The 14,426-nt window shown below is 71.6% G+C and carries 12 protein-coding genes; 7 read left to right on the plus strand and 5 right to left on the minus strand.

Annotated features, from left to right (window positions below):
- The first annotated feature begins 221 nt into the window (after window positions 1-221).
- Window positions 222-1,664 (plus strand): NAD-dependent malic enzyme, encoded by a 1,443-nt coding sequence (locus AC6JBM_RS35665; protein WP_497978352.1) that lies wholly within the window; start codon window positions 222-224, stop codon window positions 1,662-1,664.
- Here AC6JBM_RS35665 and dapF read toward each other — a convergent pair.
- The 3 genes from dapF to AC6JBM_RS35680 are packed head-to-tail and all read right to left on the minus strand — an operon-like array spanning window position 1,655 to window position 4,087.
- Window positions 1,655-2,509 carry a diaminopimelate epimerase gene (gene dapF / locus AC6JBM_RS35670; RefSeq protein WP_497978353.1) on the minus strand — a complete coding sequence of 285 codons (855 nt, stop codon included), beginning with the start codon at window positions 2,507-2,509 and terminating at the stop codon, window positions 1,655-1,657. The genes AC6JBM_RS35665 and dapF overlap by 10 nt on opposite strands.
- A 4-nt stretch (window positions 2,510-2,513) precedes the next feature.
- Window positions 2,514-3,416, minus strand: a complete 903-nt coding sequence (gene miaA / locus AC6JBM_RS35675; protein ID WP_497978354.1) for a tRNA (adenosine(37)-N6)-dimethylallyltransferase MiaA — start codon at window positions 3,414-3,416, stop codon at window positions 2,514-2,516.
- Window positions 3,413-4,087 carry a class III extradiol ring-cleavage dioxygenase family protein gene (locus AC6JBM_RS35680; protein ID WP_497978355.1) on the minus strand — a complete coding sequence of 225 codons (675 nt, stop codon included), beginning with the start codon at window positions 4,085-4,087 and terminating at the stop codon, window positions 3,413-3,415. Before AC6JBM_RS35680 ends, miaA begins: the two co-directional genes overlap by 4 nt.
- 196 nt (window positions 4,088-4,283) lie before the next feature.
- Here AC6JBM_RS35680 and AC6JBM_RS35685 point away from each other — a divergent pair, with 196 nt between their 5' ends.
- Window positions 4,284-5,492 (plus strand): DUF349 domain-containing protein, encoded by a 1,209-nt coding sequence (locus AC6JBM_RS35685; protein WP_497978356.1) that lies wholly within the window; start codon window positions 4,284-4,286, stop codon window positions 5,490-5,492.
- A 135-nt stretch (window positions 5,493-5,627) separates the two neighbouring features.
- Here the strand turns inward: AC6JBM_RS35685 and miaB are convergent, their stop codons facing one another.
- Both miaB and surE read right to left on the minus strand, forming a co-directional pair.
- A complete protein-coding gene (gene miaB, locus AC6JBM_RS35690; protein ID WP_350622037.1) occupies window positions 5,628-7,097 on the minus strand; it encodes a tRNA (N6-isopentenyl adenosine(37)-C2)-methylthiotransferase MiaB in 1,470 nt (489 codons plus the stop codon).
- 13 nt (window positions 7,098-7,110) lie between these two features.
- Window positions 7,111-7,878, minus strand: a complete 768-nt coding sequence (surE, locus tag AC6JBM_RS35695) for a 5'/3'-nucleotidase SurE (protein WP_497978357.1) — start codon at window positions 7,876-7,878, stop codon at window positions 7,111-7,113.
- A gap of 222 nt (window positions 7,879-8,100) precedes the next feature.
- Here surE and AC6JBM_RS35700 point away from each other — a divergent pair, with 222 nt between their 5' ends.
- The 5 genes from AC6JBM_RS35700 to AC6JBM_RS35720 all read left to right on the plus strand — a co-directional run bounded on the left by AC6JBM_RS35700 (window position 8,101) and on the right by AC6JBM_RS35720 (window position 14,290).
- Window positions 8,101-8,844: an amino acid ABC transporter ATP-binding protein gene (locus AC6JBM_RS35700; protein ID WP_497978358.1), complete on the plus strand. Its 744-nt coding sequence runs from the start codon at window positions 8,101-8,103 to the stop codon at window positions 8,842-8,844.
- Between the two features lie 113 nt (window positions 8,845-8,957).
- Window positions 8,958-9,923, plus strand: a complete 966-nt coding sequence (locus AC6JBM_RS35705; RefSeq protein WP_497978359.1) for a glutamate ABC transporter substrate-binding protein — start codon at window positions 8,958-8,960, stop codon at window positions 9,921-9,923.
- An 82-nt stretch (window positions 9,924-10,005) separates the two neighbouring features.
- Entirely contained in the window at window positions 10,006-10,662 is a 657-nt protein-coding gene (locus tag AC6JBM_RS35710; protein WP_433084487.1) for an amino acid ABC transporter permease, read from the plus strand.
- Entirely contained in the window at window positions 10,659-11,531 is an 873-nt protein-coding gene (locus AC6JBM_RS35715) for an amino acid ABC transporter permease (protein ID WP_497978360.1), read from the plus strand. Before AC6JBM_RS35710 ends, AC6JBM_RS35715 begins: the two co-directional genes overlap by 4 nt.
- A gap of 53 nt (window positions 11,532-11,584) precedes the next feature.
- Complete coding sequence (locus AC6JBM_RS35720; RefSeq protein ID WP_497978361.1) at window positions 11,585-14,290, plus strand: ABC transporter substrate-binding protein; 2,706 nt, start codon at window positions 11,585-11,587, stop codon at window positions 14,288-14,290.
- Window positions 14,291-14,426 lie beyond the last annotated feature (136 nt).

Consider the following 14,426-nt stretch of genomic DNA (forward strand, 5'->3'; position numbering starts at 1 on the left):
CGCTCCTCGAGTTCGAGATCGCCGTCGTCAACGAAGTCCTCGAACTCCTCGGCGTCCGCGTCGTAGGCGTCTGCGGAAAAGCTCGTTCGTGCGCGCAAAGCAAACTCTCCTCGATGATCTGGCAATCGACCCGTCAATCGTGACACCTGCGGGGGCAAGACGGCACTTGATATCCGCACCCGGTGCGAACGCCGGGCGATGCGGAGGGTGAGAATGGACCGGTGACACCAGCCACACACAGATTACCCAGCGCCGGGTTCTCCATCACCGTCCGTGTCTCCGTGATCGCCGACGCCTCCGCCATCGGCCGCCTGACCACCTCGGTCGGCGAGTCGGGCGGGATCGTCACCGCCGTGGACGTCGTCGACTCCGACAGCGCCAACGTGGTCGTCGACCTCACCTGCGACACCGCCGACTCCGCCCACGCCGAACAGGTCGTGGCCGACCTCGAGAAGCTCGACGGGGTCGACGTGCGCAAGGTCTCCGACCGCACGTTCCTGCTGCACCTGGGCGGCAAGATCGAGGTCGCGCCCAAGGTCGCGCTGCGCAACCGCGACGAGCTCTCCCGCGCCTACACCCCCGGGGTCGCCCGGGTGTGCCTGGCCATCGCGGAGAACCCCGAGGACGCGCGCCGCCTCACGATCAAGCGCAACACCGTCGCCGTGGTCACCGACGGCTCGGCCGTGCTCGGCCTCGGCAACATCGGGCCCTATGCGGCGATGCCGGTCATGGAGGGCAAGGCCGCGCTGTTCAAGCGCTTCGGCGGGGTCGACGCCTGGCCGGTCGTGCTCGACACCCAGAACACCGACGAGATCATCGCCATCGTGAAGGCGATCGCCCCCGCCTACGGCGGGATCAACCTCGAGGACATCGCCGCCCCGCGCTGTTTCGAGATCGAGGAGCGGCTCCGCGAGCAGCTCGACATCCCCGTCTTCCACGACGACCAGCACGGCACGGCCATCTGCGTGCTGGCCGCGCTGACGAACGCGCTGCGCGTGGTGGGCAAGCCGATCGGCCAGGTGAAGGTCGTGGTGAGCGGGGCGGGCGCCGCCGGTACCGCCATCATGAAGCTCCTGCTCCGCCAGGGCGTCGGCGACGTGATCGCGACCGACCGGCCCGGTGCCCTGCACCGCGGCATGACCGGCCTGTCGGGCGCGTGGCAGTGGCTCGCCGAGCACACCAACCGGGAGAACTACGCGGGTGACCTGCGCGGGGCCCTGCGCGGCGCCGACGTGTTCATCGGGGTGAGCGCGCCGAACCTGCTCACCGGCGACGACATCGCCACGATGGCCAAGGACTCGATCGTCTTCGCGCTGGCCAACCCCGACCCCGAGGTCGACCCGCGGGCGGCCCGCGAGCACGCCGCGATCGTCGCCACCGGCCGCTCCGACCAGCCGAACCAGATCAACAACGTGCTCGCGTTCCCCGGCGTGTTCCGGGGCATGCTCGACGCCCAGGCCCGCGAGTTCACCGACGCGATGGCCCTCGCGGCCGCGCAGGCGATCGCGGACACGGTCGGCGAGGACAAGCTCAACCCGACGGTCATCGTGCCGAGCGTGTTCGACTCGCGGGTCTCCCCCGCGGTCGCCGCGGCCGTGCGGGCCGCGGCGAAGGGCCCCGCGCTGGACTCGACCCCCGACGGGGGGCATCCGGCTCAGGAGTAGGTGGGCGCCAGCTGCCGGACGGCCTGCGCGTCGACGTCGCCGTGCGCGACGATGACCGCAGGCCCCCGCAGCAGGCACTCCAGCGGCGACACGGTCACGGTGAGCCGGCCGCCGAGCACGTCGACGACCACGGTGCCGGACTCGAGCCCGGCGTGGTGCACCGCGACCGCGGCGACCGCGCACGCGCCCGAGCCGCAGGACTGGGTCTCGCCGGAGCCGCGCTCGTAGACGCGCATCCGGCGGTAGAGGTCGGCGCCGGCCGGGGCCGGGCCCACCGCGGCGAACTCGACGTTCACCCCGGCCGGGAAGATCAGCGGGTCGATCACGGGCGCCCGGGTCAGGTCGAGCCCGTCCAGGGTCGGCTCGTCCACGGGGCACACGAGGTGCGGGTTGCCGACGTCGACCGCGGTGCCGCCGAAGCTCGCGCCGGTCGTGACGGCCTCACTCTGGACGTACACCCGCGGCACCGGCATGCCGGCCGTGATCTCCTCGCCCATGGTGACCGGCACGACACCGGCCCGGGTCACCAGGTCGAACGTGCCCTCGGGGGCGACCAGGCCGGCCTCGGCGAGGTAGCGCGCGTAGACGCGGACCCCGTTGCCGCACATCTCCGACTGCGAGCCGTCGGCGTTCCAGTAGTCCATGAACCACTCGGCGCCCGCCGAGGACGCCTCCGCGTCCGGGTGGGCGGCGCTGCGCACGACCCGCAGGACGCCGTCGGCGCCGATGCCGCGGCGCCGGTCGCACAGAGCGGCGACGAGGGCCGGGGTCAGGGGCAGGGTGCCGTCGAGGTCGGGCAGGATGACGAAGTCGTTGCCCGTGCCGTGGCCTTTCGCGAAGCGCATGGCGTCAATCTTGCCGCACGGCGCGCAGGGCCGCCCCCGTGATGTCGGCCGCCGTGCCGTCGAGCCAGATGATCCGCTCGTCGCGGCGGAACCAGGAGCGCTGCCGCCGCACGAAGCGCCGGGTGGCGCGGGCCGTCTCCGCGCGGGCCTCCTCGGGGCCGCAGAGCCCGTCGAGCAGGTTCATGATCTGGCGGTACCCCAGGGCGCCGCTCGCCGTGCGCCCCTCCCGCAGCCCCTGGTCGAGCAGGCCGCGGACCTCCGCCACGAAGCCGAGCGCCCACATGTGCTCGACCCGCGCGTCGATCCGCGCGTCCAGCACCGCCGTGTCGACGTCGACGCCGAGCTGGATGGCGTCGTACACCGGGCGGGGCTGCGGCAGCTGCGCGGTGAAGGCGGTGCCGGTGAGCGCGTTCACCTCCAGGGCGCGCACGATGCGCCGCCCGTTGCTGGGCAGGATGCGCCCGGCCGCGACCGGGTCGGCGGCCTGCAGCCGGGCGTACAGCGGCGCGGGCCCGTGCTCGTCCAGCTCCCGCTCGAGCTCGGCGCGCAGCTCGGGGTCGGTGCCCGGGAAGTCGAAGTCCTCGAGCACGGCCCGCACATAGAGGCCCGAGCCGCCGACGAGCAGCGGGACGCGGCCGCGGGCGGCGATGTCGTCGATGGCGGCGCGGGCGAGCCCCTGGTAGACGGCCACGCTGGCGGGCTCGGTGACGTCCCAGATGTCCAGGACGTGGTGCGGGACGCCGGCCCGCTCGGCCTCGGTGAGCTTGGCGGTGCCGATGTCCATGCCGCGGTACAGCTGCATGGAGTCGGCGTTGACGACCTCGCCGCCGAGCTCCTCCGCGAGCCGCAGGCTCAGCGCGGACTTGCCCGCGGCCGTCGGCCCGACGATCGCGATGACCGGCCTCATGCCGCCCACGTGGCCACGAAGTAGGCGACACCGTACGGAGCGGAGTCGTACAGCAACTCCCCGCGCATCTCACCCTCGGCCGCGCCGGCCAGGACCTGCCACGGCGCGCGGCCGGCGACGAGCAGCTCGGCGGCCAGGGCCGGGTCGAGCGCGGCGAGCGCGGCGGCATCGGCCCCGGCGAGGGCGGCGGCGACGGTCGCGTCGAAGGCCTCCGCGCGCGGGTCGAAGAAGCCGGGTGCCTTGTCCGTACGGCAGGCCGAGCCGTCGCCGAGCACCAGGAGCCCGACGCGCTCGGCCTCGCCGGCGAGGCTGCGGCCGAGGCGTGCGCACTCGCCGGGTGCGGCGTCGGCGGCGACGGATTGGAAGTTTCCGGCGCCCGGCATCAGGTAGGCACCGATGAGCAGGCTGAGAGGCAGGGGCTCGCCCGACGGGTCGCCGATGGGCCGGTCGATGCCCCACGGGGATAGGGTCCCCCCGAACGGGGCCGCACGGCGTACCGTCGTGGTATCAGAACCGAGAACGATGAGCGAGTCGATCAAGGCATCCGCCAGGTGCGCCACCGCGGCGCGGCAGGCCGCCCGCAGGTCGTCGAGCTCGGACGCGGCCCCGGCGGCCAGGTCCGGCACGAGCAGTGGCGGATGTGGGCAGACCGCGGCGGCGACGAGTGACACGGCTTAACGTTATCGGGGACGGTCTCTGCGCAACCGTGCGGCCTGTGAATGGCACCGGAATGGTCACGGTTCGGCCGCAGGCCCTCGACCGGCCCCGGGGCACACCTGTGAGAATGCCCTGGGGAACTTTGCTGTGCGATGGCGGCGTGACGGTGGGATACCCGATCCTACGGGCGCCGGGAGCGAGGATGGGCAGATGAGCGACCCTACGGAGTTTGGACGGATCGACACCGACGGCAATGTCTTCGTGAAGACGGCCGCCGGTGAGCGCCCCATCGGGTCCTGGCAGGCCGGGACACCCGAGGAGGGCCTGGCCCACTTCGCCCGCCGGTTCGCCGACCTGGTGACCGAGGTCGACCTGATCGAGGCGAGGCTCGGCAGCGGCGCCGCCGACGCCGGCCAGTCCCTGTCCACCATCCGGCGCCTGCGCAGCGGCCTCGACGAGGCCCACGTCGTCGGCGACATCGACGGGCTCGCCGCTCGGCTGGACAAGCTCACGACGATCGCCGAGGAGAAGGCCGGAGCCGCGCGGGCCGCCCGCGACGCGGCCCGGGCCGAGTCGCTCGCCCGCAAGACCGCCCTGGTCGAGGAGGCCGAGGCCATCGCGGCCGACGCCACCGGCTGGAAGACGGCCGGCGACCGGCTCAAGGAGATCCTCGACGAGTGGAAGTCGATCCACGGCGTCGAGAAGAAGGCCGAGAGCGAGCTCTGGAAGCGCTACGCCGCCGCTCGCGACGCCTTCACCCGCCGCCGCGGGGCCCACTTCGCCACCCTGGACGCCTCCCGCAAGCAGGCCCAGGGCCGCAAGGAGGAGCTCGTCGTCGAGGCCGAGAGCCTGTCCGAGTCCACCGAGTGGAACGCGACGGCGGCCCGGCTCAAGGACCTCATGACCGAGTGGAAGGCCGCCCCGCGCGCCGCGAAGGACACGGAGCAGAAGCTCTGGGAGCGCTTCCGGGCCGCTCAGGACGCCTTCTTCAAGCGGCGCAGCGAGGTATTCTCGGCGCGGGACGCGGAGTTCAAGGGCAACCTCGAGCGCAAGCAGGAGCTCCTGGCCCAGGCCGAGGCCCTCGACATCGACGGCGACCCGAAGGGCGCGCAGAACAAGCTGCGCGAGATCCAGGGCAACTGGCACGACGCCGGCCGTGTGCCCCGCGAGTCGCAGGCCGGCCTGGACCGCCGCCTCCGCGCCGTCGAGGACAAGGTCAAGGTCGCGATGGACGCGGCGTGGCGGCGCACCCCGCCCGAGGCCAGCCCGCTGCTCGCCCAGATGCGCGAGCAGGTGGCGCGGGCGGAGCAGCAGCTGGCGAGTGCCCAGGCCGCCGGCGACCAGCGGCGCATCAAGGAGGCCGAGAAGGCGCTCGAGTCGAAGCGCAAGTTCCTGGCCATGGCGGAGCACACCGGCTGACGGACTTCTCCGGTGACGGGCAGCGCCCCGTCCGACATAGAAAGTTGACCACTACACGCCGCGTGCGTGTAGTGGTCAACGCTTTTCTGCCCAGGTCACGCTGCGCCGAGGCCAACGCCCGGCGCCGGGAACGGCTCAGCAGTGGGTCGCGGCCGCCGGCTGCGGCGGCGGGGCGCCGATCGTCGGCATGCCCAGGGCCACGCCCGGCGTGCGCGTCACCCGGCCCGACTCCCAGGCGTCGCCGGCCCGCGTGCGGCGGTGCGAGACCAGAGGGCCGTCGGCGTTGAGGTGGTGGGGCGCCGCATACGTCACCGTCGTGTGCACGATGTCGCCCGGCCGGATCCCGGCGTCGGGATCGGCGGCGAAGTGCACCAGGCGGCCGTCCCGCGCGCGGCCCGAAAGGCGGCCGGTCGCGTTGTCCTTGCGCCCCTCGCCGACGGCGGCCAGCACCTCGAGCGTCGAGCCGACCAGGCGCTTGTTCTCGGCCCAGCTGATCTCCTCCAGCACGGCGATCAGCCGGTCGTAGCGCTCCTGCACCACGGCCTTCGGCACCTGCAGGTCCATCGAGGCCGCGGGGGTGCCGGGACGCTTGGAGTACTGGAAGGTGAACGCGCTGGAGTAGCGGGCCTCGCGCACCACGTCGAGCGTCTGCTCGAAGTCCGCGTCCGTCTCGCCGGGGAAGCCCACGATGATGTCGGTCGTGATGGCGGCGTCGGGCATCGCGGCGCGGACCTTCTCGATGATGCCCAGATACTTCTCGGCCCGGTAGGACCGGCGCATGGCCCGCAGCACGGTGTCCGACCCCGACTGCAGCGGCATGTGCAGCGAGTGGCACACGTTCGGCGTCTCGGCCATGGCCGCGATCACGTCGTCGGTGAAGTCCTTCGGGTGCGGGCTGGTGAACCGCACCCGCTCCAGGCCCTCGACCGAGCCGCACGCGCGCAGGAGCTTGCCGAAGGCATACCGGTCGCCGAACTCGACCCCGTACGAGTTCACGTTCTGGCCGAGCAGCGTCACCTCCAGCACACCCTCGGCCGCCAGCGCCTCGACCTCGGCCAGCACGTCGCCGGGGCGGCGGTCCTTCTCGCGGCCGCGCAGCGCGGGCACGATGCAGAACGTGCAGGTGTTGTTGCAGCCGACGGAGATGGAGACCCAGCCCGCGTAGGTCGACTCGCGGCGGGTCGGCAGCGTCGACGGGAAGACCTCGAGCGACTCGAGGATCTCGACCTCGGCGGCGGCGTTGTGCCGGGCGCGCTCGAGCAGCACCGGCAGCGAGCCGATGTTGTGGGTGCCGAAGACGACGTCCACCCAGGGCGCCTTCTTCACGATGTCGCCGCGGTCCTTCTGCGCCAGGCAGCCGCCGACGGCGATCTGCATGCCGGGGTGCGCGAGCTTCGTGGGGCGCAGGTGGCCGAGGTTGCCGTAGAGCCGGTTGTCCGCGTTCTCCCGCACCGCGCACGTGTTGAACACGACGACGTCGGGCTCGCCGTCGCCGGCCGCCGGCACGTAGCCGGCCTCCTCCAGCAGCCCGGAGATGCGCTCGGAGTCGTGCGCGTTCATCTGGCAGCCGTAGGTGATCACGCGGAAGGTACGGGTCTCAGTCATGGCGAAGGAAATACTAGCCCCCGATGTGCTCACCGGCCGTATCCACGAGCCCGGGCAGCTCCACGTCCGCGGCCTCGCCGGGCGGGAAGAGCGGCGTGACCGCGGCGTACCCGTCCAGCAGCCACCCGTCGTCGCTGCCCGGCTCGGGCACCTCCCCCACCTGCTCGAGGGACATCCGCACGAACCCCTCGCCCTGGTCGCGCAAGGTCATCTGCACCATCCCGAACTCGGACAGGTGCGCCCGGCGAATGCCGCGCAGCGCCCCGGCCTCGACGTCGGGCACGTTGACGTTGAGCGCGAACACCCCGGTGAGCAGCGGCAGCAGGCCGACGGCGACCTCGGCCGCGGTGTCCCAGTTGGCCTGCTCGGCGTCGGGGGCCACGTCGAGCGAGACCGCCAGGGCCGGGCAGCCGTTGGCCACGGCCGTGAGCGCGGCCCCGACGGTGCCGGAGTGCAGCACCGCGGCACCGGTGTTGGGCCCCCGGTTGACGCCGGACAGCACAACATCGGGTGGCGGCCCGAAGGCACCGCGCGTGGCCAGCAGGACGATGAACGCCGGCGTCGCCGAAACCGCGAAAGCGGCGGCGGTACCGTCGATGCCCCGGTCCCGCATCTGAATGCGCCCGCCCTCGTCGACCGCGAGCAGGGCCGCGCTGGAGCCGGAGGACTCCTCGGCCGGCGCGGCGACCACCGTCTCGTGCCCGGCGCGCGCCACCCACTCGGCGAGCGTGAGCAGGCCGGGGCTGTCGATGCCGTCGTCGTTGGTCACGAGGATGCGCATGACATCAGCATCGCCGGGTTGCTCCCGGTGATCAAACCGAGCGACAGGAAATCGAGCGCGACAGGAAACCGAGCGACAGGAAGCTGTCAGGGACACGGACGCGCAATTCGGACGTCGTTATCGCCCCGTGACCACTGTGTCGCGGATCAAGGGCCTTTGCCCCGCTAACGTCAGTCGCACCAGACAGGAAGACAAGCGTCGCTATTCCAGTGGGGCAGGGACATGACGGACGAGCCTTTGATCGTGCTCAGTGGCGTGAACAAGTGGTTCGGCGAGCTGCACGTGTTGAAGGACATCAACCTGTCGATCGGGCGGGGCGAGGTCGTCGTGGTGGTCGGCCCCTCGGGCTCGGGCAAGTCGACGCTCTGCCGCGCGATCAACCGGCTCGAGCCCATCAACAACGGCGAGATCGTGTTCGACGGCACCAGCCTGCCCGCCGAGGGCAAGCCCCTCGCCCGGCTGCGCAGCGAGGTCGGCATGGTCTTCCAGTCGTTCAACCTCTTCGCGCACAAGACGATCCTCGAGAACGTGATGCTCGGCCCGGTGAAGGTCCGCAAGGAGAAGCCGGCCGTGGTCCGCGAGCGGGCGATGAGCCTGCTGCAGCGGGTCGGCATCGCCGCGCAGGCCGAGAAGTATCCGGCCCAGCTCTCCGGCGGCCAGCAGCAGCGCGCCGCGATCGCGCGCGCCCTGGCCATGCAGCCCAAGGCGATGCTGTTCGACGAGCCGACGAGCGCGCTCGACCCGGAGATGGTCGGCGAGGTGCTCGAGGTGATGACCGGCCTGGCCCGCGAGGGCATGACGATGGTCGTCGTCACCCACGAGATGGGCTTCGCCCGGCACGCGGCCAACCGCGTCGTGTTCATGGCCGACGGGCAGCTGGTCGAGGAGGCGACGCCGGCGGACTTCTTCGCCAACCCGCGCACCGACCGGGCCAAGGACTTCCTCTCGAAGATCCTCACGCACTGACGTTCACGCACACCACCTCGGAACACGAGAGACGGCGCACCACCCCCGGTGCGCCACGCGGCCGCCCGGCTCGCCGGACGGCCTTGAGGTATACGGAAGGAGCAAACAAGCACATGCGAATCACGCGCATCGCGGCCATCGCCGCCGTCGCCACGCTTTCGCTCGGCCTTGCCGCCTGCGGCAAGGAGGGCACGCCCACCCCGGAGACCCCGGCGGGCCAGTCCGGCGCCCCCCAGGCGGCGAGCGACGCCTGCACGTCGTCCGGCGTCTCGCTCACGCCCGCCTCGGGCGTCGACATCGCGGGCAGCCCGACCTTCGCGAAGATCAAGACGGCCGGCAAGGTCGTCGTCGGCGTCAAGTTCGACCAGCCGAACCTCGGCTACAAGGACGCCTCGGGCAAGCGCTGCGGCTTCGACATCGAGATCGCCCAGCTGATCGCGTCGAAGCTCGGCATCGACCCGGCGAAGATCGAGTACAAGGAGGTCGCGTCCGCGAACCGCGAGACGTCGATCAAGGGTGGCGAGGTCGACTACTACGTCGGCACCTACTCGATCACCGACAAGCGCAAGGCCGACGTCTCCTTCGCCGGCCCGTACTTCATCGCCGCGCAGGACCTGCTGGTGCGCAAGGACGACACGTCCATCACCGGCTCGGAGTCGCTCAAGGGCAAGAAGGTCTGCTCCGCCACCGGCTCGACGCCGATCCAGCGGGTGCGCGACCAGAAGCTCACCGAGGACAGCAACATCGTCGAGTTCAAGACCTACTCGGAGTGCGTGTCGCAGCTGATCGACAAGAAGGTCGACGCGGTCACCACCGACGACGCGATCCTCAAGGGCTACGCGGCGCAGAACCCGAGCATGCTCAAGGTCGTCGGCAAGCCGTTCACCGACCCGGCGACGGGCAAGGCGTACCCGGAGAAGTACGGCATCGGCCTGCCGCACGACGACAAGGCGCTGCGCGACTTCGTCAACGCCTCGCTGGAGGCCGCGGAGCAGGACGGCACCTGGCAGAAGATCTACGACGGCACGCTGGGCAAGTCCGGCTCGTCCGCGACGATTCCGCCGCTCGAGAAGTACTGACCCCACTGACCGGGACGCCGCCCCACTCGGGGCGGCGTTCCCGCATTGGTCCCCCCTCCGATCCATTTCCGATGGGCAGCGGATGAACGAGTTTCTACATGTCCTCACGGACAACTGGACCACCATCTGGCAGCACTTCTGGGTCACGATCCAGCTGTTCCTGATCGCCGGGGTCGCCTCGCTGGTGCTCGGCACCCTGCTGACCGCGATGCGCGTGTCGCCGGTGCCCGCCCTGCGCGGCTTCGGCACGACCTACGTGCTGCTGCTGCGCAACTGCCCGCTGACGCTGGTCTTCGCGCTGCTCGTGTTCGCGGTGCCCAAACTGGACGTCAACATCGACTACTTCCCCAGCGCCTGCATCGCGCTCACCGCCTACACGAGCGCGTTCGTGTGCGAGGCGCTGCGCTCCGGCATCAACACGGTGCCGGTCGGGCAGGCCGAGGCCGCCCGCGCGCTGGGCATGACCTTCGGCCAGGTGCTCAGCCTCATCGTGCTGCCGCAGGCCTTCCGCACCGTGGTGCCGCCGATGGTGAGCGTCCTCAACGCCATGCTGAAGAACACGACGGTCGCGGCCGGCTTCTCCGTTGCCGAGGCCGGCGCGATCCAGGCGTACCTCTCCGAGCGCGGCGAGAACCAGATCTACACGATCCTCTGGATCATGATCGGCTTCCTGATCCTGGTCCTGCCGCTGATCGTGCTGCAGCGCCGACTCGAGAACCGCTGGGGGGTCGCCCGATGAGCACGAACCTTCTCTACGACCTGCCCGGCCCGAAGGCCAAGCTGCGCAACCGCCTGCTCGGGGCCGCGAGCCTCATCGGGATCGTGGCGCTGCTGGTGTACATCGTGCTGCGCTTCAACGACACCGGCCAGTTCGACTCGATCAAGTGGCAGCAGTTCGAGTACGCCGCGATCCAGCAGCAGCTGCTCGACGGATACCTGACCACGCTCAAGACCGCCGGCGCCGCGGCCGTGCTCGCGCTGCTGTTCGGTGCCCTGCTGGCGTCCGGACGGCTCAGCGACCATCTGTACTTCCGCGCCCCGACCTCGTTCGTCGTCGAGCTGTTCCGGGCCATCCCGCTGCTCGTGCTCATCTTCTTCGCGTACTACGGCCCGATCCAGCTCGGCTACAAGGTCGGCCCGTTCTGGCCGCTCGTGATCGCGCTCACGCTCTACAACGGCGCGGTGCTCTCCGAGATCTTCCGGGCCGGCGTGAACGCCGTGGCGAGGGGCCAGTCGGAGGCCGCGTACGCGCTGGGCATGCGCAAGACCCAGGTGATGACGTCCATCCTGCTGCCGCAGGCGATCCGGGCCATGCTGCCGGCCATCGTCAGCCAGGTCGTCGTGCTGCTCAAGGACACCGCGCTGGGCTTCCTCATCCAGCTGCCGGAGTTGCTGTACGTCGGCAAGTCGATCGGCGGCCGCCTGCCCTTCGGCCTGCCGTACGTGCCCAGCTACCTGGTCGTCGCCGCGATCTACATCGGCACCTGCGGCCTGCTGTCCTGGTTCGCCTTCTGGCTGCAGAAGCGGCTCAGCGGCGGGCGCCGCAAAAAGACGACGGCCGATCCGGTGCCGCTGAGCAACGACCCGGGCGCCGGAGGCATCGCCTGAGCGACGGTCTGAGGTCGATTGGCAAGGTTGCGTCCGGTGCGTACGCTGCGCGAGTGGCGGACACTGGCTTCCGGTTGGGCATCGACTTCGGAACCTCGACCACGGTCGGGGTCCTGCGCTGGCCGGACGGGCGCACCAAGCCCCTCCTCTTCGACGGCTCGCCCCTGCTGCCGTCGGCGGTGTACGTCAACGCCGACGGCAGCATCCTGACGGGGCGTGACGCGGTCCACTCCGCGCGGCTCCAGCCGCACCGGTTCGAGCCCTACCCGAAGCGCCGCGTCGAGGAGGGCACCGTCTGGCTCGGCGAGCGGGACGTGGCCGTCGCCGACCTCGTCACCAGCGTCCTGCGGCGGGTCGCGACCGAGGCCGAGCGGGTCGCCGGGGCCAAGCCCGCCCACGTGATGATCACCCACCCCGCGACCTGGCCGCCGCAGCGGCGCCAGACGCTCTCCCGCGCCGCGATCGCCGCGGGGCTCCCCGAGCCGCTGCTGTCCTCCGAGCCGGTGGCGGCGGCGTCGTACTTCGTGAGCACGGTCGGCACCCACGTGCCCGTCGGCGGCATCGCGGTGGTGTACGACTTCGGCGCCGGCACGTTCGACGCGAGCGTCGTGCGCCGCAACGCGGGCGGGGGCTTCGACGTGCTCGCGAGCGAGGGCCTCCCGGACGCGGGCGGCCTCGACGTCGACGCGGCCGTCGTGGCCTACCTCGGCCGCAACTTCGCCGGCCGCGAGGGCGACCGCTGGCAGCGGCTCACCAACCCGGAGAGCGAGACCGACCGGCGCGCCGCGTGGCAGCTCTGGGAGGACGCGCGCCTGGCCAAGGAGATGCTGAGCCGGGCCGCGACCACGTACGTGCACGTGCCCCTCTTCGACGAGAGCGTCCCGATCGGCCGCGAGCAGCTCGAGCAGCTGGCCCGCCCGATCCTGGACCGCACCGTCACCGCCACCCAGATCGCGGTCACCGCGGCGGCGCTCGGCGCCCGGCCCATCTCCGCGGTGTTCCTGGTCGGCGGCTCGAGCCGCATCCCGCTCGCCGCGACGCTGCTGCACCGCGCGTTCGGGCTGGCCCCGACCGCGATCGAGCAGCCCGAGCTCGTCGTCGCCGAGGGCGCCCTGCACCTGGCCCCGCCGACGGGGCGGGCCCCGGTCGCGGGGGCGGCCGGCGGCGCGACCTCGCCCATCTCCGGCGCCCCGGTGCCGACCTCGGGCGGCCCGGCGTCGGCCACCCGCCCGCACGAGCTCAGCGGCGACGTGGCCGCGGCCCCGGTGTCGGCCGCGCCGGTGTCGGGGCAGCCGGTGTCGCCCGGGTTCAGCATGCCCTCGAACACGCCGCACCTGCCGCCGCTGATCCAGACGAGCGCGATGCCGGCTGTCCCGCCGCAGCCCGTGTCGCCGTCGCCGCAGCCGCGCCCGCCGGTGGGCTTCCCCGCGCCCGCGCAGCCGGTGATGCCGCAGCAGCCCGTGCGTCCGGCTCCGGTGCCGCAGCCGGTGACCGCGATCCCGGCGAGCCCCGCTCCGGCGTGGCCGGGGGGCTATCCGCCGGTACCACCGCCGACGAAACGACGCGGAGGGCTGATCGCGGCCGTCGGTGGTGGCACCCTCGCGCTGCTGCTGATCGTCGGCGGGATCGTGTGGGCGGCCAACCGCAACGGCTCGGACGACCCCGGCCCCGACCCGACGAACCCGGTCGTGGCCCCGGCGGCGTCCCCGGCGTGCGGGCACAAGATCGCGTACCTGGGGATGTCCAGCGGCGACAACTCCGACGACGGCGTGATGATGCGCAACAGCGTCCGGCTCGCCATCGACGACTTCAACGCCGCGCACGCGGGCTGCAAGGTCGAGTTCAAGGAGTTCGACACCACCGGGACCGACGACGGCAGCAAGACCAAGGCCCAGCAGGCCGTCGACGACCCCGAGGTGATCGGCGTGGTCGGCCCCGTCTACGACAACGAGATCCTCGCGGCCGGCCCGATCCTGGAGAAGGCCAAGCTGCCGATGATCACGCCGTTCGCGCCGGACGAGAGCCTCGCCAAGCAGGGCTGGGCCACGTTCCACCGCGGCATCGGCTCCGACGCCGACCAGGCCCGCGCGGGCGCGGCGTACATCAAGAACACCCTCAAGGCCAAGAAGACCGCGATCGTGTACGACGACTCGGACTACGGCACGATCGGCCGCACCGAGGTGTCCAACGTGCTCGGCAGCGCCACGGGCGTGTCGGTCTCGATCCGCCAGACCGACACCGACTTCGCCTCGGCGGTCAAGCAGGTCACCGACTCCAGCCCGGACGCGGTGTACTTCGCGGGCCAGTCGGCCGACGGCATCCCCTTCGTCAAGGCGCTGCGCGCGGCCAAGGCGGACCTGCCCATCGTCGGCTCGGACAAGCTGTTCACGCAGAGCTTCGTGACCAAGACCGAGGGCAAGGCGGAGGGCGTGGTCGTGACGTGCCCGTGTGTGCCGTCGAAGGACGCGGGGGCGGACTTCGCCTCGAAGTACCAGGGCACCTTCGGCGCGCAGGCCAGCTTCTACGGCCCGGAGGCGTACGACGCGGCGGCGGTCTACCTCGCCGGCTTCCTCGCCGGGAAGGGCACGCGCGAGGAGATGCTGAAGTTCATGGCCACGTACAAGGCGAAGGGCGCCACGACGGGGCGTGAGATCAAGTGGGACGGCAGCGGCAACCTCGACGGGGCGGACCCGGTGATCTGGGCGTACAAGGTCAAGAAGGACTTCATCGTGGGGGACTCCGCGATCGCGCCGCTGTGACGGCTTGACAGAGAAAAGTCCGGACACTTCGTGATCCGGACTTTTCTCCTTTATCAGCATTTTTCCGGGTGATGGCGGCTGGGGCTGCGCAAACGTGGGCCTCGGGCCTCGGGGCTTACGGAGGCCGCCGCGCCAC

The organism is Dactylosporangium thailandense (assembly GCF_059739745.1).